Annotated in this window: 16 protein-coding genes and 1 pseudogene; 9 read left to right on the top strand and 8 right to left on the bottom strand. The window is 47.4% G+C overall.

The window, feature by feature from the left end; all coding sequences use genetic code 11:
• The first annotated feature begins 10 nt into the window (after window positions 1-10).
• A complete protein-coding gene (locus ACOCLE_RS02640; RefSeq protein ID WP_419535399.1) occupies window positions 11-433 on the top strand; it encodes a ClpXP protease specificity-enhancing factor in 423 nt (140 codons plus the stop codon).
• Window positions 434-540: 107 nt separating this feature from the next.
• Here ACOCLE_RS02640 and tnpC read toward each other — a convergent pair whose 3' ends face one another.
• The gene (tnpC, locus tag ACOCLE_RS02635; protein WP_419532963.1) at window positions 541-2,046 is read right to left on the bottom strand and encodes an IS66 family transposase; all 1,506 of its coding nucleotides are present in this window, start codon (window positions 2,044-2,046) and stop codon (window positions 541-543) included.
• 324 nt (window positions 2,047-2,370) lie between these two features.
• On the opposite strand from tnpC, the gene ACOCLE_RS02630 reads away from it, so the two are divergent.
• Complete coding sequence (locus ACOCLE_RS02630) at window positions 2,371-2,640, top strand: hypothetical protein (protein WP_419535398.1); 270 nt, start codon at window positions 2,371-2,373, stop codon at window positions 2,638-2,640.
• 94 nt (window positions 2,641-2,734) lie between these two features.
• Here ACOCLE_RS02630 and tusA read toward each other — a convergent pair whose 3' ends face one another.
• The 3 genes from tusA to ACOCLE_RS02615 form a co-directional block, all read right to left on the bottom strand.
• Window positions 2,735-3,001 (bottom strand): sulfurtransferase TusA, encoded by a 267-nt coding sequence (tusA, locus tag ACOCLE_RS02625; protein WP_419535397.1) that lies wholly within the window; start codon window positions 2,999-3,001, stop codon window positions 2,735-2,737.
• Window positions 3,002-3,034: 33 nt separating this feature from the next.
• Window positions 3,035-4,375 (bottom strand): MATE family efflux transporter, encoded by a 1,341-nt coding sequence (locus ACOCLE_RS02620; RefSeq protein WP_419535396.1) that lies wholly within the window; start codon window positions 4,373-4,375, stop codon window positions 3,035-3,037.
• Between the two features lie 136 nt (window positions 4,376-4,511).
• On the bottom strand, window positions 4,512-5,936 hold the full coding sequence (locus tag ACOCLE_RS02615; protein ID WP_419535395.1) for a hypothetical protein: 1,425 nt from the start codon (window positions 5,934-5,936) through the stop codon (window positions 4,512-4,514).
• A gap of 411 nt (window positions 5,937-6,347) precedes the next feature.
• On the opposite strand from ACOCLE_RS02615, the gene ACOCLE_RS02610 reads away from it, so the two are divergent.
• Window positions 6,348-7,628, top strand: a complete 1,281-nt coding sequence (locus ACOCLE_RS02610) for an ISKra4 family transposase (protein ID WP_419532972.1) — start codon at window positions 6,348-6,350, stop codon at window positions 7,626-7,628.
• An 8-nt stretch (window positions 7,629-7,636) separates the two neighbouring features.
• On the opposite strand, the gene ACOCLE_RS02605 is transcribed toward ACOCLE_RS02610, so the two are convergent.
• Window positions 7,637-9,070, bottom strand: coding sequence for a hypothetical protein (locus tag ACOCLE_RS02605; protein WP_419535394.1), 1,434 nt, complete (start codon window positions 9,068-9,070; stop codon window positions 7,637-7,639).
• 397 nt (window positions 9,071-9,467) lie between these two features.
• Here ACOCLE_RS02605 and ACOCLE_RS02600 point away from each other — a divergent pair, with 397 nt between their 5' ends.
• Window positions 9,468-10,394 carry a Dyp-type peroxidase gene (locus ACOCLE_RS02600; protein ID WP_419535393.1) on the top strand — a complete coding sequence of 309 codons (927 nt, stop codon included), beginning with the start codon at window positions 9,468-9,470 and terminating at the stop codon, window positions 10,392-10,394.
• A 222-nt stretch (window positions 10,395-10,616) separates the two neighbouring features.
• On the opposite strand, the gene ACOCLE_RS02595 is transcribed toward ACOCLE_RS02600, so the two are convergent.
• From ACOCLE_RS02595 to ACOCLE_RS02585, 3 genes and pseudogenes are all read right to left on the bottom strand, one after another.
• A complete protein-coding gene (locus ACOCLE_RS02595) occupies window positions 10,617-11,627 on the bottom strand; it encodes an adenosine deaminase (RefSeq protein ID WP_419535392.1) in 1,011 nt (336 codons plus the stop codon).
• 84 nt (window positions 11,628-11,711) lie between these two features.
• On the bottom strand, window positions 11,712-12,734 hold the full coding sequence (gene add / locus ACOCLE_RS02590; protein ID WP_419535391.1) for an adenosine deaminase: 1,023 nt from the start codon (window positions 12,732-12,734) through the stop codon (window positions 11,712-11,714).
• Between the two features lie 143 nt (window positions 12,735-12,877).
• Window positions 12,878-13,434, bottom strand: a pseudogene (locus ACOCLE_RS02585) (alpha/beta family hydrolase).
• A 747-nt stretch (window positions 13,435-14,181) separates the two neighbouring features.
• Between ACOCLE_RS02585 and ccoN the strand changes: the two are divergent.
• From ccoN to ccoG, 5 genes are all read left to right on the top strand, one after another.
• Window positions 14,182-15,624: a cytochrome-c oxidase, cbb3-type subunit I gene (gene ccoN, locus ACOCLE_RS02580; protein ID WP_419535390.1), complete on the top strand. Its 1,443-nt coding sequence runs from the start codon at window positions 14,182-14,184 to the stop codon at window positions 15,622-15,624.
• A 5-nt stretch (window positions 15,625-15,629) separates the two neighbouring features.
• Complete coding sequence (gene ccoO / locus ACOCLE_RS02575; RefSeq protein WP_066014588.1) at window positions 15,630-16,244, top strand: cytochrome-c oxidase, cbb3-type subunit II; 615 nt, start codon at window positions 15,630-15,632, stop codon at window positions 16,242-16,244.
• The gene (locus tag ACOCLE_RS02570; RefSeq protein ID WP_066014587.1) at window positions 16,244-16,462 is read left to right on the top strand and encodes a CcoQ/FixQ family Cbb3-type cytochrome c oxidase assembly chaperone; all 219 of its coding nucleotides are present in this window, start codon (window positions 16,244-16,246) and stop codon (window positions 16,460-16,462) included. Before ccoO ends, ACOCLE_RS02570 begins: the two co-directional genes overlap by 1 nt.
• A 2-nt stretch (window positions 16,463-16,464) precedes the next feature.
• The gene (ccoP, locus tag ACOCLE_RS02565; RefSeq protein ID WP_419535389.1) at window positions 16,465-17,361 is read left to right on the top strand and encodes a cytochrome-c oxidase, cbb3-type subunit III; all 897 of its coding nucleotides are present in this window, start codon (window positions 16,465-16,467) and stop codon (window positions 17,359-17,361) included.
• Window positions 17,362-17,568: 207 nt separating this feature from the next.
• Window positions 17,569-18,960 carry a cytochrome c oxidase accessory protein CcoG gene (gene ccoG, locus ACOCLE_RS02560; protein ID WP_419535388.1) on the top strand — a complete coding sequence of 464 codons (1,392 nt, stop codon included), beginning with the start codon at window positions 17,569-17,571 and terminating at the stop codon, window positions 18,958-18,960.
• Window position 18,961: the final 1 nt, after the last annotated feature.

The raw sequence follows: 18,961 nt of genomic DNA, 5'->3' as shown, positions 1-18,961 counted from the left end.
GGAGGCTGTTATGACAATGACCAGTAGCCGTTCGTATATTGCCAGAGCATTGTATGAATGGATTCTTAATAATGATTGCACACCCTATATTCTGGTGGATGCCCATCGCCGTGGCGTTGAGGTTCCCCAGGAGTACGTTAAGGATGGCCAGATTGTGCTGAATATCTCGCCGACGGCGGTGCGTGCTCTGAATATTGGTAATGATTACATCATGTTTGACGGTCGCTTTGGTGGTCGCGCCTTGACGATTACCGTACCGGTTCCGGCATTGATGGCTATCTATGCCCAGGAGAATGGGCAGGGTATGGTCTTTGAGGCGGAACCTCTTGATGAACAGGAAGAGGTGGAAGAAATTCAGGCAGAAGTGTCGGATGAAGAGCCTCCTCAGCCACCGAAGAAGTCCGGGCGCCCTCATTTGAAAGTGGTTAAGTAACCCCTTTATTTGCTGAACCCTTTGAAAAGAGTCGCTATGCGGCTCTTTTTTTATGTCCGCTTAAAATAATTGGTGTGTTTTTTTGCATTGTCATTCTTTGAACGTAACTATTCAGCACCCAGCAAAGGCGTATTGTTGTAATTTCGAACCGCTTTAAGAAGCGCCTGAAATATGTTCAACCCCTGCTTTTTAGCAGATGATAAATAGCTTCGGATTCGGGTAAACATGGTACCTCCGTCTTCGCTTCTGAAGCAGCCTGAGATCTTCTGCTTAAGTTTGGCCATCCTGGCATCACGTTCACTGCCATTGTTATCGAAGGGAATTGAAAAGTCCGACATGAAGCGCAACGTTTCAACCTTAAACTCAATAAGCCTTTTGAACAGGTTGTAGGCCTTGGTATTCCTGACCTTCTTACGTCCAAGCACCTGTCGTTGTTTTTCCATATAAGCGGTTTCCTTCGTGAGAGCCCTTTGAAGGATTTGGTCGTATATCGTCTCAATGCGAAGCTGTATTGCACCAGGCATTTGAGTCAGACCGGCTGCTTTGTATTTCTTGCAGAAGTGCCAGGAGAGCGTAAGCAATTTCATCAGCCGCAGAGCCAGCTTATTCGCATCCCTATCGACAACTCCCTGAAGCTCTCTCAGATGATGGGCATTACAAAGCACATGCACTGCCGCATAGGCAAAGTAGGACTTCCAATGATCGTGAACCAGAATGCCTGCAAAAGTCAGCAGGATGCCCATTGCATCCATTGCTTCACAACCTCGCCTTTCTGAGAGGTAGTAAAGCGTCCATTGGTCATCTCGCATAATGTGTAACCACCACAGTGAACCGTCAACCCGCATGCCAGTTTCATCCGCTCCTGCAACCGGACTTTCTTGTAAAGCATCGCGGATACTCTGCTCAGTAGAGGCCAGGTTCTCATGGGTATAGGCAACAAAATTGGCAACAGAGCCTGCGCTGACACTCATGCAATAAATAGTATTGAAATACTCAGACACCCGGTGATATGGGATGAAGTGATACTGGTTTAAATGAACAGCCATTGCCTGAGTCACTTCTCCGTATTGAGCAGCGGCTTTCACTCCTTGGGGAAACTCAGCGGTGTTCCGTTTACCACAAGGACATACTTTAACGTCTGCCCAGTACGCGGTAACTTCAAATTCTCCGGGTCTACCTGGATCAAAAACCTGTCGCTCAATGTATTTGGTGGGTTTAATATCGATAAGCGAAGACTGGCAACAGCAACATTTTTCAACCTTCAGATGCCTGACATAATCGGGTAAGGCGACACGTCTCAAACAAGAGCCTTGATGACCTTTCTGGCCACCTGGTTTATTGCCTGAAGATGGTCTAAGGCTTTTGGGGTTCGGTGTTTCCTGTGAGGAGCAGGGGGCTTCTTTGGAAGATGTATCACCTTTATCACTCCCTTTTTTACTGGGCTTTTGATAACCATCTGACGATGGTGGCTTACTACTGTTTTGACTGTTTTTATTAACCCTTTCTTCCAGTTCGCTGCAACGTTCCCGTAAAAGCGCATTCTCGGTCCGAAGCTCTTCATTCTCTTTAAGGAGAGCTTCGGTAAACGGAGTAGCTGGGAAGTCTGGTTCCATACTGGAGATTTGTTAGAAAAATTGAGTATAAGATGATGGTCGAAAAATCAGAAAATTCCAGATTTATATGAAGGGTGCTGAATAGTTACCTCCGCTTTATATAAAACTATAGAGAAAAATTCCCACCTCGATGACAGCAGCGCAGACAATTTAACGAAGAACCTGACTACTCAACATCCAGGCTGGTCAATTCCCGGGCAAGAAGCCTGCTTTCTTCTGGAGTTCGCCAGCACAGAACTGGGTACAGTTGCCACCTTTGGCCATTCAGAAAAAGCGCCAGCCATTTTGACGAACCTCTTGCACGGCTGCAGGGTTTTGCATCACATGACAAGTAAAGACAACGATCAAAAACCACAAGGCGCGAATCTTAAAATTACTAACGACAACTTAGTAAAAGCGGAACATGAGGTTGACTTTGAAGATATAAAGTTTCATCAAGACCTTAACTCAGACGAAGCGAGACAAATGACCGAGCAATTTAAGACACAGCATAATGCACCACCGCCCAAGGCATGGGTAATACTTCAACTTCCCAACTACTCTAGAGAGCTGATTCCCGCACAACCGGAACAGCATCAGCAAAGGAATGCATAACTTGAATTTGACCTGACTGAAGCCTTCTGAAAATAGGTAACTGTCAGGTCTGGAGTATAACTGCTGACTTTTATAGATCTTTACTGAAAAATAGCTAAACACGCTTGCTAATCAGGTACACAAACTGGTTGTCCTCTTCATTATGGGCAAGCAGCGGGTGCTCCAGAAAATTGCAGAATTTTGGAATATCACGCTTAGTGGATGGGTCGGTGGCCAACACACGGACCACTTCTCCTGGCGCCATATCCCTGATTTTATTGTGCAGCATCATTACCGGCTCCGGGCAGAACAGGCCACAGGTGTCCAGCTCATGCTGTACTTCAATAGTGTCGACTCTCTCTTCAAGCAACATATCTGACATCAAACATTAAACCAGTCTTTCAAAACCAGCTCCTCATAAAAGGTCATGTCGGGCAGCAAACCAGACATCATTCTTACTAAAATGGCGATAAACCCAGATCAACCCAAGCCCCCGGGTGGCCATAAACACCGTGTAAGCCAGCCATAACCCCTGATTTCCCAGATCACGAAAGAGAAACCAGACCGGCAGAAAAACCAGAATAGTGGCAATCAACATGGTGTTCTGCATCATATCGGTTCTGACCGCGCCAATAAAGACACCATCCAGCCAGAAACACCAGACTGCAATCAAAGGCATGGCCACAAGCCATGGCAGGTAAACAGACGCTTGCTCTGCAACCTCTGGAATATTGGTCAACCAGCCCAGCAAAGAGTTCCCGCCAAGACCAAGAAACAGGCAGAACAGCCCTCCACAGATCAGAGAACACCAACCGGTCACCCTCACCACCTGATGAAACTGCCGACGGTCTCCTTTGCCAATCGACTCACCTGTCAACGCTTCTGCTGCATGAGCAAAGCCGTCCAGGCCATTGGAAATCAGTACCATTAAATTAAGCAGCAACGCATTAGCTGCCAGCACCTCATCACCCAGGCGGGCGCCCTGAGCGGTAAAAAACGCCTGTACCGATAACAAACATAATGTACGGACAAACAGGTGGCGATTCAGCATGATCAGCCGACGAAAAGCGGCAATATCAAATACCATTTCACGGCTGAACTGGCTGCCATCATGCGCCAGAATCCGCCCTACCATCAACAGTCCAAGTGCCAGCGCCAGATAGTCAGCAATCACCGTTGCCATCGCGGCACCCTGAGTTGCCCACCCCAGACCAAGAACAAACAACAGGTCCAACACAATATTGACGGCATTACCCAGAACCAGGATAAGTAGAGGCCCCTTCGGCTTTTGCATACCGATCAGCCAGCCAATCAGTGCATAATTAACCAATACGGCTGGCGCCGAAAATATTCGGGTCTGAAAATAGATTTCAGCTTGCCTTGCCACACTCTCACTGGCATCAAAAAAAGGCAAAGCAAAATGTAAAATCAAAGGAGAAAAGAGAATCAACAGGAGGCCGGTTACAGCAGCAAACACCACGGACTGTAACAGCCACTTTCTGAGGGCATAACGGTCATTTCGGCCCTTTGCCTGGGCGACAAGCCCGGTGGTTCCCATTCTCAGAAAACCAAAAGCCCAGAAAATCATACTGAACAGGGTTGCAGCTACTGCAACACCACCCAGATATTCAGGCGAGGAGAGATGGCCAAGAACCGCTGCGTCCACAAGCCCCAACAGCGGAACCGAAATATTGGAGATAATGGCTGGCCAGGCAAAATGCCATACACGCCGATAAGTTGCCGAAGCCGTTAGCAAAGAACCAACTCCTTTTGTGCCTTAATTAAAAAGGAGTATTGTACAGAGCATCATCATTAACAAAAATAAGTAATATCTCCCTCCAAATCGTTTTAAATGGTACCAGCAATACCTGCTTGCCAGAAATGATCGTTCTCTATTTCAAAAGCATATTTACCCGAGGCCGTAGGCGCTCTAATGCTTTCTTCTGCCCATGACGCCCCTGTTTTTCAATAGTATCAAACCAGGCACACAGCTTCACCAACTGACCTGAATCAGGTCTTACAGAATGAAGTTCCCTCCTCACCGCTTTCAAAACAGCATCAAATTTACCACTCGGGGGGTATAAATATAACTCGGTCAAATCCTGGACTTTTCTTTTAAAAGTTTGCCCTTTCCCTCCATATTTTCGGCAAAATCCTATGCTATCAAACGCTTCTTTCAATACATCAGGATCTATTTCCTCAGGATCCTTTAAGAGCTCTTCTATTTCAGCCATATGCTGCTTAGCAATTTTTCCCAGGCATGAATAGATATTGCCATTCTTTGGATAATAAGCACGTAGCTTTTCCAATAGAGCAAAAAACTTACTCAGATTATTTCCTACCCTTTGCTCTGCTATTGATACCAGCTCCTGACATTTTTTTTCACTTAACGCTTCAAGCGCCTTTTTAAATTTCTCTCTCTCACTAGGGAGCTCATCAAAAAATACGTGCGCACTTTCAAGCACCGACAAACGACCACTTCTATCCCCAAAGGCATCCAGTGCAAATTTTGCTCTTAATAAGTGCAACTCCGCTTGATGGCATACAATTACGCTATTGTCTCGATACTCCCTACGAATAGCTTCAACAGCTGAAAAACAATCCTCAAGCAATATTACTGCATTATTCTGTGCTTTTTCGACCAACCACCCACTTTTAAGCACTTTTGCTTTTTCCATTCTTTCTTCAGCATCTACACCATGAGTATCAGAACAATTTACAGCCTGCTGATATGCACTGATTGCTCTATCAACGCCCTCTTCACTTTGGTATAAATCAAGATAGGTATCACCAAGAAAAATGTTTGCATCCATATACAACTTTTTTAAATGCCTATCCTCATTAATCACTCCCCCCATAGCATAAATTTTTCTCTGAAGATCATCTACCTGCTCAGAATTAAATCTACCATCTCTTTTATATTCTAAAACCAATTGAAGGACAGAGTTATAGCCTTCATCAATGTCGATCCAAGATTTCACGTTTTTCTTTATCTCTTTGCACTTAGCGATTTTTCTATTGCATAACTCCTCCTGACAAAAAACTTCTGCCTCACTATCAAAATCCTTTATTTTATCATATAAGCATCTAGTATGAATAAGATGTAGTTTGTCCCTACCGCATTGCGTTGAAAATACCACGCTATAAAATGGAAAACCACTCAGGTACCTCCCTGGTAAATTCACCCCCCTTATATCGAAAAAATTTTCGTGACATTGAACACATTTTTTATCCACATCCTTCTTGTATTTTCCTGATCCTTCAGTCGTCATCTGATTAAAACTTGCGACCCCCAAAGGCACAGACACGCTTGGCATAATCACCCTCAAAATTAATAAACAGTATATTTACTAACAACAGATCATAGTCAATCTAATCAGACTTCAGGAAATTAATTCCCCCTCCTTTATAGAGGTGTTTTCAAAAAATAAAAACCATCCATACCCTATGGATTTTTTGATTTACTAACATCAGCTAAAATATAATAAAAACATCTGAATGGTTGGTCATTGAATTGAAACCCTATGATTCAGACTTATTTTAGGAGGCCATATTTACCTGCTGGTCTCATTAAAAGCCAACAGGTTCGCTTTAAGAAGGCTTTAAAAGTCACTATTCTGCATACTAATGGGGGCTAACCTTAAGGGGTGCTCTCTCTGAATGATTGAAACAATAGTGCTCTATTTTCACAGCTACTTTGGGAACACCACTCATAATAGTTAACTGTCATGCCCGCTTCTGTTATTTCCAGCTCTACCAAAAGCATCGTTTTGCAAATTGAAGTTTCTATAGATTCAGGCAACATGCTGAATCTTGAAGATAGTTTACAGCGTGCACTCAATGAAGCCGGGCAGCTTGGAACAAAAGAGTTATTGGGGCTATTTGAATCACCCAATAAAGAACCTATCGTCGTTAATCAGCAGAAGTGGAACTACAAAGGAAAGGTTCTTAAGCACTATGAAACCTTATACGGTCGTATACCTTTGGAGCGCTCCGTATATCAGGGTGTCAGAGGTGGCAGTACTCTGGCAGCACTTGATCTTCGTGCCGGTATTATTGGTTCAGCTACCCCCAAATTTGCCAAGTCTATCGCCTGGAAATACAGCCAGATGCCAGCGCCTGCGGTAAAAGAAGATTTTGAGACCAACCATCAAAGGACGCTTTCAAATTCTTATATCAAGCATTTATCGGACAGAGTAGGTGCATTAATTGAAGACCAGCAAGACACTCACTACCACCTTCCTCCACTAAAAGAGCCTGTTGAAACAATAGCCATTGGTCTGGATGGAACCTGCATGCTGCTTTGTGAAGAAGGCTGGAGGGAAGCCATGTGTGGGACATTGAGCCTATATTCTGCAGATGGAGACAGGCTTCACACGATATATACAGCCAGTTCGCCAGAGTATGGTAAACAAAGCTTTATGAGCAAGCTCGACGAGGAGATTGCAGATCTAAAACGACTCTACCCAAATGCCACATACATCGGGGTAGCTGACGGGGCTAGAGAAAACTGGAGTTATTTGAAACAACATACCTCTGGGCAGATACTCGATTTTTATCATGCATCTGAATATTTAGCTGGAGCAGCGGAAGCACTGTTTCCAACCAGTAAGGCGAAGCGACACCAGTGGCTTGAAGACAGGCTACATAGTTTGAAAAACAAGCGTGGAGCAGCCAAAAAAATCCTTCAGGAAATTGAATCAGCCGAGCTCCCGAAAAAGACAATCGCACTGACAGAGAAGCGCTACAAAGCTGTGAGCTATTTTACAAACAATCACCAGTTAATGAATTATCATCAGGCGCTTAAACGCCATTGGCCAATAGGTTCAGGAGTTACTGAAGCGGCTTGTAAGACTCTGGTAAAGCAACGATTATGTGGTTCTGGAATGAGGTGGAAAGCAACAGGAGCGGAAGTGCTTTTGACAACAAGAGCACTGATCCAGAGTAAGGGGCGCTGGGAACAACTTTGGTCTGAGTTCATGACTGGAAAGGTTGAAGCTAACCTATGAGTCAGTTATCAAATTGAGAGAGCACCCACCTTAAGTACTCCTCCAGTAGTTCCCTGCCAGTAGGCTTGTCTAAAACCTGCATTACCTGCCAGTTGCAATGTATTAAATATCTGACCGTTGCCCACTGGCTGAGAAGCACCTGTATCACCCGTATGAAAATCAATAGCCATAAAAGAGTAATCATCCCCCTTTCGCTCGACGGTATAAATCAGCTGGTCTGATACGGAAAGTTTAGGTACCGCAGAAGAGTGAACAGGGTTTTCCCAAGCAATGCTGCAAACAGATGGATTACTTTCCTCAACACCTTTACCCGGCTTATAGTCTTCACTGATATCGACCCGGAACATGCCGCCCACCATGGGTGCTGAAGAAGGTACTGAAGGTGGCAAAGTGTCATCAATAGGGTACGGATAACCATACGTTGAAGAGACAATAGCAGTGCGCCCAAGACCAATCGGTGAGTTCTCACTGGCAAAGACACCTTCAGCAACGGGCAGATTAACCTCACAAACCAGGGGATCACGCTTACCTTTGACCCCGGTATCAAAGATCAACAGCTGCTCACCATCATCGGCATTGTCCGCAATCGTCAGGAACTCTGTACCCGACACTGGACCAAAAAAGGTGGGGCTGGATCCTGTTCCATGGGAAAGTTTTCCAGGCTTTCGATGGGAGCCAGAGTCATATTCCTCACGCCATACTACTTCAATCTCATCATCGTCATATTCAAGCAGGTACAACGCCCGGTCGGTCGCGATAGCCGCTTTACCATCACCAGAATTGGCAAAAGAGTTGTGTACGGTTTCACCCTTGCCTAAACGCAAGTTAACCGTCTCTTTTTCTTCAGGATCATAGCGCCCCACCATCGCCTGATCGGTCACAAACCAGACACCACCCTCAGCATCAGGGTTCAGCGCATTAATGTACTCCCCTTTTGGCACCGCTCGGGATAAGTTAACCCGTTTCTGCTTTTCCAGGTGCCACTGACCATCCTTCTGCTTTGCTTCAACCCATAACAGAGCATCAGCCCCATCAGCAATCACAACACGGTCCCTGTGATCCAGGTAAGCATAAATTCCACCCATGGTAGAGCCCAGTTCAACCCGCATCTGAGCCATAACCGCACTGGTATTCTGATCCAGCAGATATATCATGGGTGACTGATCACCAAAGTCACTGCACACTACCAGCGGATTGCCATCTCTGCGCACCAGCACCGTAGAACAAACACCATTAAGAAAAGCAAATTCCGTTTTAAAGCCTTCGCCACCCGGTCCGGAGAGATAGGTTGTATCCGAAGCGGCGGAGTCACTGTGCATAGCAGCAGCACCATCAAGCCCCATTGACAAATTGACGGGTGGGCGAGGCCCCATTAAACCGGCCTGGGCTGCCGTAATCGACGACAACGCCAACGCGAGAACCGTGGTAGGGATCAATTTCATTTACAGCACTCCTTGGACTTCTGCTGTAATCACCTACTGGTCAGCCATTAATGTTTGGATTTATGCTTATTAATACAAAAAAAGACTGCATTGATCCCTGACAGTAATAAGGACTCAGTAGTGGTAGTATAATGATCAATCCATCAAAACCGGTGAAGGCTCACTTGGATCAACAAAAGCTTCCAGAGCAGCAGGGTTGCTCACAATTAGATCTGTGTCCCCCCTGAACACCCACCGGCATTATTTGATGCATTGTCTGACCGCCCTTGCAGTGCAAGGTTGAGAGGCAGTCTACAAAAGCAGTTATTCGCTGGAAACTGGCTTAACAAAAAGACGGCCATAACGGCTCACAAATGTGACGGACAACTCAATTCATAGACTTTCAAGGTTTAAGACCATGCCAACGCCTCAGTCCGGCATCACCCCGGATGCCAATTCCGACGCTCAATTTTTGGTACTAACGATCAAAGAAAATGCCAGTGGCAGTCTGTCGCACATCCGCCAGACGCTATCGGGCATTCCTGAATTAACCCAAAGCCTTTCCAGTCAGTATCCAGATGCCAGACTCAGCTCAACCATCAGTATTGGCAGTGACGTCTGGGAACAGCTGTATTCGACCAGAAAACCTGCTGCACTGCGTCCTTTTATGGCCGTCAAAGATGGTGACCGCGAAGCACCGGCAACAGCCGGTGACCTGTTGCTGCACATTCGCTCTGACCGCAAGGATGTGAATTACATTCTGATGAGCCAGTTGCTTCGCCAGCTTGGCAGCACTGTGCAAGTTCAGGAAGACGTCAGTGGCTTCCGATATCTCGACAGCCGCGATCTCACCGGTTTTGTGGACGGTACTGAAAACCCGGAAGGTGATAACCGTGCCGCGGTTGCTATTGTTGGCGAGGAAGACAGCTCATTTGCCGGTGGAAGTTATATCCACACCCAGCGTTATGTTCATCATTTGAAAGAGTGGGAACAGTGTCCGCTGAAAGATCAGGAAACCATTATTGGCCGTACTAAAGAAGACAATATTGAGTTCAGTTCTGAAGAGAAGGCACCCATAGCCCATATCAAACGGGTCAATCTGAAAGATGAACAGGGCAAAAGCATGGAGATTCTTCGCCATAGCATGCCTTATGGAGATGCCAGGGAATCAGGTCTGTTCTTTATTGCCTATGGAAAAACCCCTAAACATTTTAACCTGATGCTGAAAGCGATGATTAAAGCCGATGCTCATGGCCATTATGATCATCTGATGAACTTCTCCACCGCAGTCACCGGCTGCGCTTTCTTTGCTCCCTCCATTGAGTTTCTTAAAGAAAATCGATAATCATAAAAAAGCACCTCTTTATGAGGTGCTTTTTTGTATCCTTAGTTGCAAACCAGTTATACCAATTAAATTTTCTAAACCCGTTGTGAGCATGGTGATCCGGGTAGAAAGGCAAGGCAAAGTGACGAGTCATAGCCGAAGCTATGGCGAGGAGCTTTAACGTATAATTTCTGCCCGGATCAACAGCGCAATAGGGATTTAGAAAATGCAATTGGTACTAGATCAACCACCCAGCATTCCGTCCAATTCATTCACAAATGCCTTAATATGGCTTTCAGGCAAATAACTGGCTCGAAATCCATTTTTCACCAGGGCAAGTACATCAGTTTTATCAAGATCAAAAGCATCGATCAGCGCATGGTAATTATCGCTCAGAAATCCGCCGAAATACGCAGGATCATCTGAGTTTACAGTGACCAGAACCTCTTCTTTTAGTAGATCAATAATGTTGTGGTCTTCAATTTTATCGAAAACCCGAAGACGGACATTGGAAAGAGGGCAGACCGTTAAAGGAATCTGATGTTTTTTCAAATGCTCAACCAGCTGAGGATCATCCGTACAGCGGACACCGTGATCGATACGCATAGCCTGCATAGTCTCCAAACTGCCCCAGATAAGATCAGCTGACCCCTCCTCTCCAGAATGCGTCTGCAGGTTATACCCTCTGCCTTTACCCAGTTCATAAAGCCGTTGAAATTTTTCCGGCGGATTACCTATCTCCGTGCTGGCCATTCCCAGGGCAACGAAGTCATCCGAATAGTCATCTGCCATGTTCAAAACAGCAATACACTCATCTTCCGTCGTATGCTTAAGCAAACTGAGAATCAATAAAACACTGATACCCCATTGTGACTTGGCATCCGCAATAGCTCTTTTAAAGCCTGACATAAACACATCAAAGTCGATGCCATTTGCCAGATAGGTTTGGGGTTCAACCATGATTTCTGTGTGGACAATATTGTCTTCCTGACACTTAACCAGGTAGTCCATCATCAAATGGTAGAAGTCATCTTCTTCCCTTAGGACGGAAGCTCCCAGGTAGTACAGGTCCAGAAAACTCTGCAAGTCCTCAAACTGATAGGCAGCTTTAACATCCTCAACGGTGCTATAGGGCAAATCAATCCCATTTTTCTTCGCCAGCTGCAGCATACGTTCTGCCTGCAGACTACCATCAATGTGCATGTGCAGCTCAGCTTTTGGCAGCACAGATAACCACTCTGAAGTCATCGTCATAATCAGCCCCGCACCGTTGTGTTTCTTATCAGCTCTGGTTTGCCAGAACCCTCTTTGTCATCATTTCGAGGATTCCTGAGAAAGTCAAATGACTACCGAAGAGGAGAAGCTGGCAACGTAGTTCTCCAGTTTCTTCAGGTACACCGCTTTTACATCGTCTGACAACCAGGCGATATCAAACGCATTTTTTGTCAGTTGAACAATTTCCTGTTGAGAAAAGTCACCCTCTTCTGCAAGTACCTGAAAGTTTTCGTTGATATAAGCTCGAAAGTAAGCAGGGTCATCAGAGTTAACGGTCACCTTCACCCCCTTACTGATCAGACTTCTGATCTCATCGGAGGTAAAGGATTGCACCACGTAATGGTTAGAAACCGGACAGACGGTAAGACCAATCCCCCGATGCACCAGATCCAGGCACAGCTCTTCGTCTTCAAGCACATTGACACCATGATCAATTCGATCCACACCAATCTGATCAAGGCACTCTCTGATATGAAGCAATGAATCCTGCTGGTTAACATCACAATGCATGGTCAACCGAAATCCATGTTTTCTGGCCTCAATAAACACCTCAGCAAATTTGGAGGGAGGGTTGTCGCGCTCATCGGAGTCAAGTCCAACCCCAATAATCCAATGTTTATACGGCAAGCTCATGTGCAAGTGCTCCATGGCACTTTCAGCGCTCATGTCGCGGAGAAAACACATGATGAGTCCTGACTCGATACCCAGCTCTTGCCGTGCGTCTTTCTGAGCACGGTGAATGCCTGAGATCACCGTTTCAAAGTCCACGCCTCGAGAAGTGTGAGCCTGAGGATCAAAAAACACTTCGGCATACACAACCCCTTCCGAAGCGGCTTTTTGAAAATATCGACAGGTAAGATCGTAGAAATCCTGCTCAGTCAGCAGGACCTGCATGCCCGAATAATAAGCTGAGAGAAAGGAAGGCAAATCATTGAAATCATAAGACCGAACAATTGCTTCTGGCGTATTATGCTGCAATGCAATTCCATTTCTATTGGCCAGTTCAAGGCAGTGCTCTGGCTCCAGAGTACCTTCAATATGGATATGCAGTTCCGCTTTTGGCAACCCTTCAATAAATTGACGCAAACCAATACACCTCATCAAAGTCAACCAGTGAATAACTCGCTGTAGCGGTGTTAATCGCTTCGTATTGAGCGAACCATCAACATAGTCTAGAAGCGACTGGAAGGTCGTTATATAAGAAGTAAAATAACACTGTTCACACAGCACTAACCTTCAGAAAACTGCTTGATACGTTCAACAGCAAGTTTCAAATGGTCATTTTGTGTATAACCTGACGACACTCTTGGTTTCAGATCATGATTACCATCTGGTAGCCAATCTATCTTCACTGCCGACGAAAGCGAATAAGTGCTGACATTCTCAAGATTATGGTGTCTCGATCGCCTTGAAGAATCAGCACAGGCGTTTGCAACTGCTCCAAATGTTCGGTACGGGGCTTATCCATTTTACCGGGGGCATAAAACGGATACCCAAGACAGACCACCCCTTTGAGAGGAGGTGTCATCGGATCCGCCTTATCACCCGTTTGTTCAGCAGCCAGCAGAGTTGCCATTCGCCCTCCCATGGACTTTCCACCAATAAAAACCGGCTTTCCCACCTGTTCATACACAAGCTCGATTGCCTGCTTCCAACAGGCCAGCAGTTTTGGCTGCCGATCTGGTGGACGCTTCGAGCCCGTTTCACGTCGTTGCTGCATGTAATCAAATTCAAACCGTACGACAGTGATTCCTGAGCTGCATAAGAGCTCAGCTATACGCTCCATAAAGTCACTGTTCATTCCTGCGCCGGCACCATGCGCAAGAATAAGAACTTCTGAATCGTCTCCGGCTTTATTCCATATCAGTTCCAAGAAAGCCTCCAACAAAAATCTATTTTTTTATTTCAAAAAAGTCTGATTAGACTGCACCATTATGGTTCAGCCAAATGCCTTTATACATGCAGCCTTCAGCGATTTCAGTGGTCACAAAGACGAACAGAACGTACCAGTAAAGACCGAAAAAGCATTAGCAGGCACCCTTATATTTCTGTATGATTGCCGCGGGATCGCCGGAGTATTGCATATACTCGCGATAACCAGATGAGGATATAAGAAGTCAGAACTGTTGGTACACCAAAGCCTGTTTAAAAGGTTGGCAAGGGGAAGAGCAGGAACTGGTGCTTTAATTTTCCAATGGGGTTGTGCACTCAATGCTGTGGTTAATGCCAGAGCGTATAACAAACCAGCACTATCATACGGGAAAAAACATAAAAAACAGCACGCAAATTCTGCTTTTGCAAATCGTTTACAAGGAAGAAGGCAGAAACCCTGTGGTCAAGGCTTTTACAACGACTGACTATCAGGTACTTCAGCCCCAAACAGGCAAACGGCTAAAGCTCAACAACTCTGTTTAGAACAGAAGCAACTGGCTCATTTTTTGATCGGATATTGATCCAGATCAATACACCCTCACTTCGGTTTACCCACAATAACCACCAATCTCATAAGTATAACCCGAAGGTAACATGGAGCATGAGCACTGCAACGTTACAGCCGACCTATAACTACAAGGTAGTTCGGCAGTTTGCCATCATGGCCGTGGTCTGGGGAGTTGTTGGTATGGCGGTAGGCCTGCTGATTGCCTCTCAGATGGTCTTTCCTGAACTCAATCTGGGCCTGCCCTGGACCAGCTTTGGACGCTTAAGGCCACTGCATACCAATGCGGTGATTTTTGCGTTTGGCGGCTGTGTCCTGTTCGCAACGTCCTACTACATCGTCCAGCGCACGTGTCAAACGACACTGGCCATGCCAGGACTCGCTGCTTTCACCTTCTGGGGATGGCAGCTGGTGATTGTTGCTGCCGCCATTACTCTCCCCCTGGGCATTACCTCTTCCAAAGAGTACGCCGAGCTTGAGTGGCCCATTGATATTCTGATCGCCGTTGTCTGGGTCAGTTACGCGCTGGTCTTCTTTGGCACCATCATGAAGCGCAAGAGCAAGCACATCTATGTGGCTAACTGGTTCTTTGGCGCATTCATTATTACGGTTGCCGTACTCCATATCGTTAACAGCGCATCTCTGCCTGTCAGCCTGACCAAGTCTTATTCTGCCTACGCGGGTGCCATGGATGCCATGATTCAATGGTGGTATGGCCACAATGCGGTAGGTTTCTTCCTGACCGCTGGTTTCCTGGGCATGATGTACTACTTCGTGCCAAAACAGGCCGAGCGTCCGGTTTACTCCTATCGTCTGTCCATCGTGCACTTCTGGGCACTGGTTGCCATCTATATCTGGGCTGGCCCACACCACCTGCACTACACCGCACTGCCTGACTGGGCTCAGAGTCTGGGCATGGTAATGTCCCTGGTCCTGCTGGCTCCTTCCTGGGGTGGCATGATCAACGGCATCATGACCCTCTCCGGCGCATGGCATAAACTGCGGACCGACCCGATCCTGCGCTTCCTGGTGGTTTCCCTTTCCTTCTATGGTATGTCCACCTTTGAAGGACCAATGATGGCCATCAAGACCGTTAACGCCCTGTCTCACTACACTGACTGGACTATTGGTCATGTACACTCTGGAGCCCTGGGCTGGGTAGCCATGGTGTCATTCGGCTCTCTTTATCATCTGATCCCAAGACTGTACGGCAAAGAGCAAATGTACAGCGTTGGCCTGATCAATACGCACTTCTGGCTGGCAACCATCGGCACCGTGCTATACATCGTTGCCATGTGGGTGAACGGTATCACTCAGGGCCTGATGTGGCGCGCAGTGAACGAAGACGGCACCCTGACCTACAGCTTCATTGAGTCCGTAGAAGCCAGTGGCTTCGGCTACATTGTCCGCGCTATTGGTGGTGCCTTCTTTGTCCTTGGCATGCTGATAATGGCTTACAACGTATACCGCACTGCCAGTGAATCGGAGGATGACTCCCTCGAACTCAACCCGACCACTGCGCCGGTTGAAGGGAGATAATAATAATGGCTAGCAAGCACGATATTGTTGAAAAGAACCTTGGCCTGATGGTGATACTGGTGGTAGTTGCCATCAGTTTCGGCTCTCTGGTTGAGATCGTCCCGCTCTTTTTCCAGAAAGAGACCACTCAGCCCGTTGATGGCCTGAAGCCCTACAACGCGATGCAGCTGGAAGGTCGAGACATATACATCCGTGAGGGCTGCGCAGGCTGTCACTCCCAGATGATTCGTCCGCTGCGCGCCGAGGTTGAGCGTTATGGGCACTACTCGGTCGCCGGTGAGTCTGTTTACGACTACCCATTCCTCTGGGGTTCCAAGCGTACTGGCCCAGACCTTGCGCGGGTTGGTGGTCGCTATTCTGATGACTGGCACCGTGCACACCTGATCAATCCACGTGATCTAGTGCCTCAATCCATCATGCCCGCTTACCCATTCCTGGCAGACAACAAGCTGGATGGAAAGCTGACGGCAAGAAAGATGGAGACGTTACGCACGCTGGGTGTTCCTTATACCGATGAAGATATTGCCGGCGCCAAAGATGCCGTAAAAGGGCAAACCGAGCTGGACGCTCTGGTGGCTTATCTCCAGGGACTGGGCACCGTTATTTCGAGTAAGCGCTGATGGATATCAATACGATTCGAGGACTGGCGACACTGGTCGCCCTGATCGCATTTCTATCGGTGGTCTTCTGGGCATACAGCAGCAGACGTAAAGGCGACTTTGATGAAGCCGCCTCCCTGCCATTTGCTGATGACTCAGAAGCAGGTGCTCTTGATGCCGATGCAACAAACAGCCACCGGGAAACCCATAAGAACTCCCAGAAAAGAGGAGTAGCATAACGATGAGTAATTTCTGGCACTGGTGGATCGTGTTACTGACCTCTGCCTGCCTTGTACTGGTCACCTGGGTTCTGTTTTCAACTCGCAAAGCCCAGCGCAAGGAAATGACCGAAGAGACCACCGGTCACGCTTATGATGGCATTGAGGAATATGATAACCCTCTGCCCCACTGGTGGTTCATCATGTTCATAGCCACCCTGGTATTTACCGTTGGCTATCTGATTCTCTACCCCGGCATGGGTAAGTGGGAAGGCGTCCTTGGCTGGACTCAGGTTAAAGAGCTGGAACAGGATCAACAGAAGCATGACCGCAAGTATGCTCCTGAGTTTGCCCGCTACGCTGCAACCCCGATTGAGGAACTGATTAAAAACCCGAAGGCCCTGAAAATGGGTGAGCGGGTATTTATCAACAACTGTGCGCTTTGTCACGGTATGGATGCCGGCGGTAACTTCGGCTTCCCAAATCTTGCCGACAGCGACTGGCTCTACGGTGGTTCACCTGACGCGATTAAAGCAAGTATTGCTCACGGCCGTCAGGGGCAGATGCCTGCCTGGGGTGCCGTTATTGGTGATAAAGGCGTGAAACAGGTTGCCAGCTACACCCGTGAACTGTCCGGCATCGATACCGGTGCCAGCGAAGCGGATCTGGAAGCGGGCAAAAAGATCTTCAGTACAACCTGTGCTGTTTGTCATAACTCGGATGGCACAGGCAACTTTGCCCTGGGCGCTCCGAACCTGACCAACAATACCTGGCTGTACGGATCAAGCCAGGCTCAAGTGGAATACACCATCCGTCAGGGACGAAATGGCGTTATGCCACCATGGAAAGACATTCTCGGGGAAGAGAAAGTTCACCTGGTGACTGCTTATGTCTACAGCCTGACCCACAAGACTGAATAGCCTTGATGCCGGGTGCCTGTAGGAGTTAACACTGACCTACTGCGAAAAAGCCGGACTTTTTCTCGCTACGGCAGGTTAAGTCCGGCAGGCTCCTGGAAGAGCACAAAGAGGACCCTTTGTGCTCTACCCCTTTTAATAGGCTCATATAAGCCCAGAGGGGTTACTTGCTGAAAATCCATAAAAACCTTACCGGTATATTTGGGCGCTATGAACAAACACAATGCCAATCAGGAACCGGAACTGATCGATCTCTATCAGAAGCCTGACAAGATCTATACCAGAAGTTTCTCAGGTCGCTTTCGAACACTTCGCCTGGCTGGCGGTACATTCCTCTTCTTCCTTTTTTTTGGCACCTGCTGGATCAACCTTAATGGTCGCCAGGCCATTCTCTTTGACCTGCCCGCCAGACAATTTCACATCTTCGGCACCACCTACTGGCCCCAAGACTTTATCCTGCTCTCCTGGCTACTGATTATCTGTGCCTTTGGCCTGTTTGCATTAACGGTTTTTGCCGGACGAATCTGGTGCGGGTACACCTGCCCCCAAAGTGTCTTCACCTGGGTGTTCATGTGGGCAGAGCGGATTACCGAAGGTGAACGAAACCGCAGAATGAAGATGGACAAAGAGCCCATGTCCATTGAGAAATTTCTGCGCAAGAGTGCCAAACACATTCTCTGGCTGAGTGTCGCTTTTGCTACAGCACTCACCTTTGTCGGTTATTTCATTCCTGTCCGGCAACTGGTATTTGACATAGCCACGCTTGACGTTGCCCCCTGGGGCGTTTTCTGGCTCGGTTTCTTCACCCTGGCAACCTATGGTAATGCAGGGTATCTCCGGGAGCAGGTCTGCATTTACATGTGTCCATACGCCCGCTTCCAGAGCGTCATGTTTGACAACGATACGCTGGTCGTTGCTTACGACAAAGATCGCGGAGAGCAGCGTGGCCCTCGCAAGAAAAGCGCTGACCATAAAAACATGGGGCTAGGAGATTGCGTGGACTGCAGTGTCTGCGTACAGGTCTGCCCCACTGGTATCGATATCCGTGATGGACTCCAATATCAATGCATAGGCTGTGCTGCCTGCATCGATGCCTGCGACACCATCATGGACAAGATGGGCTATGACAAAGGCCTGGTACGGTACACTACTGACAACGAACTTGCAGGCCAGAAGACCCATTGGCTTCGCCCCCGTCTGATCGGGTATAGTTCAGCATTATTTATCATGATCTGTCTGTTTATCTTCAGCCTTGGCCATCGTATTCCGCTGGAGCTGGAAGTACTCAGGGATAGAAATGTACTTTACCGGGTCATAAATGAGGACCAGGTAGAGAATATCTACACACTGAAAGTCGCTAACAAAGACCAGCAGCTCCATGAAATCAAAATACAGGTGGCTGGTATTGAAAATCTGAAAATAGCGGGCAAAACCGCCATTTTGGTAGAGCCAGGCAGTGTGGAGCAGGAAATCATCAGGGTTATCGCTCCTTTGATTGATGGAGCCCCCACCACACGGCCGGTTCGCTTCAGCATCAGTTCCAGTCAGCCCGGACTGGAAGCCATTACCGCTGAAAGCCGATTTATGGTGCCCGGACGATAGA

The organism is Endozoicomonas sp., from assembly GCF_965196975.1.
Lineage (GTDB): Bacteria > Pseudomonadota > Gammaproteobacteria > Pseudomonadales > Endozoicomonadaceae > Endozoicomonas.
The sequence above is the reverse complement of the archived record's forward strand: the minus strand, read 5'-3'. Positions and strand labels throughout refer to the sequence as shown.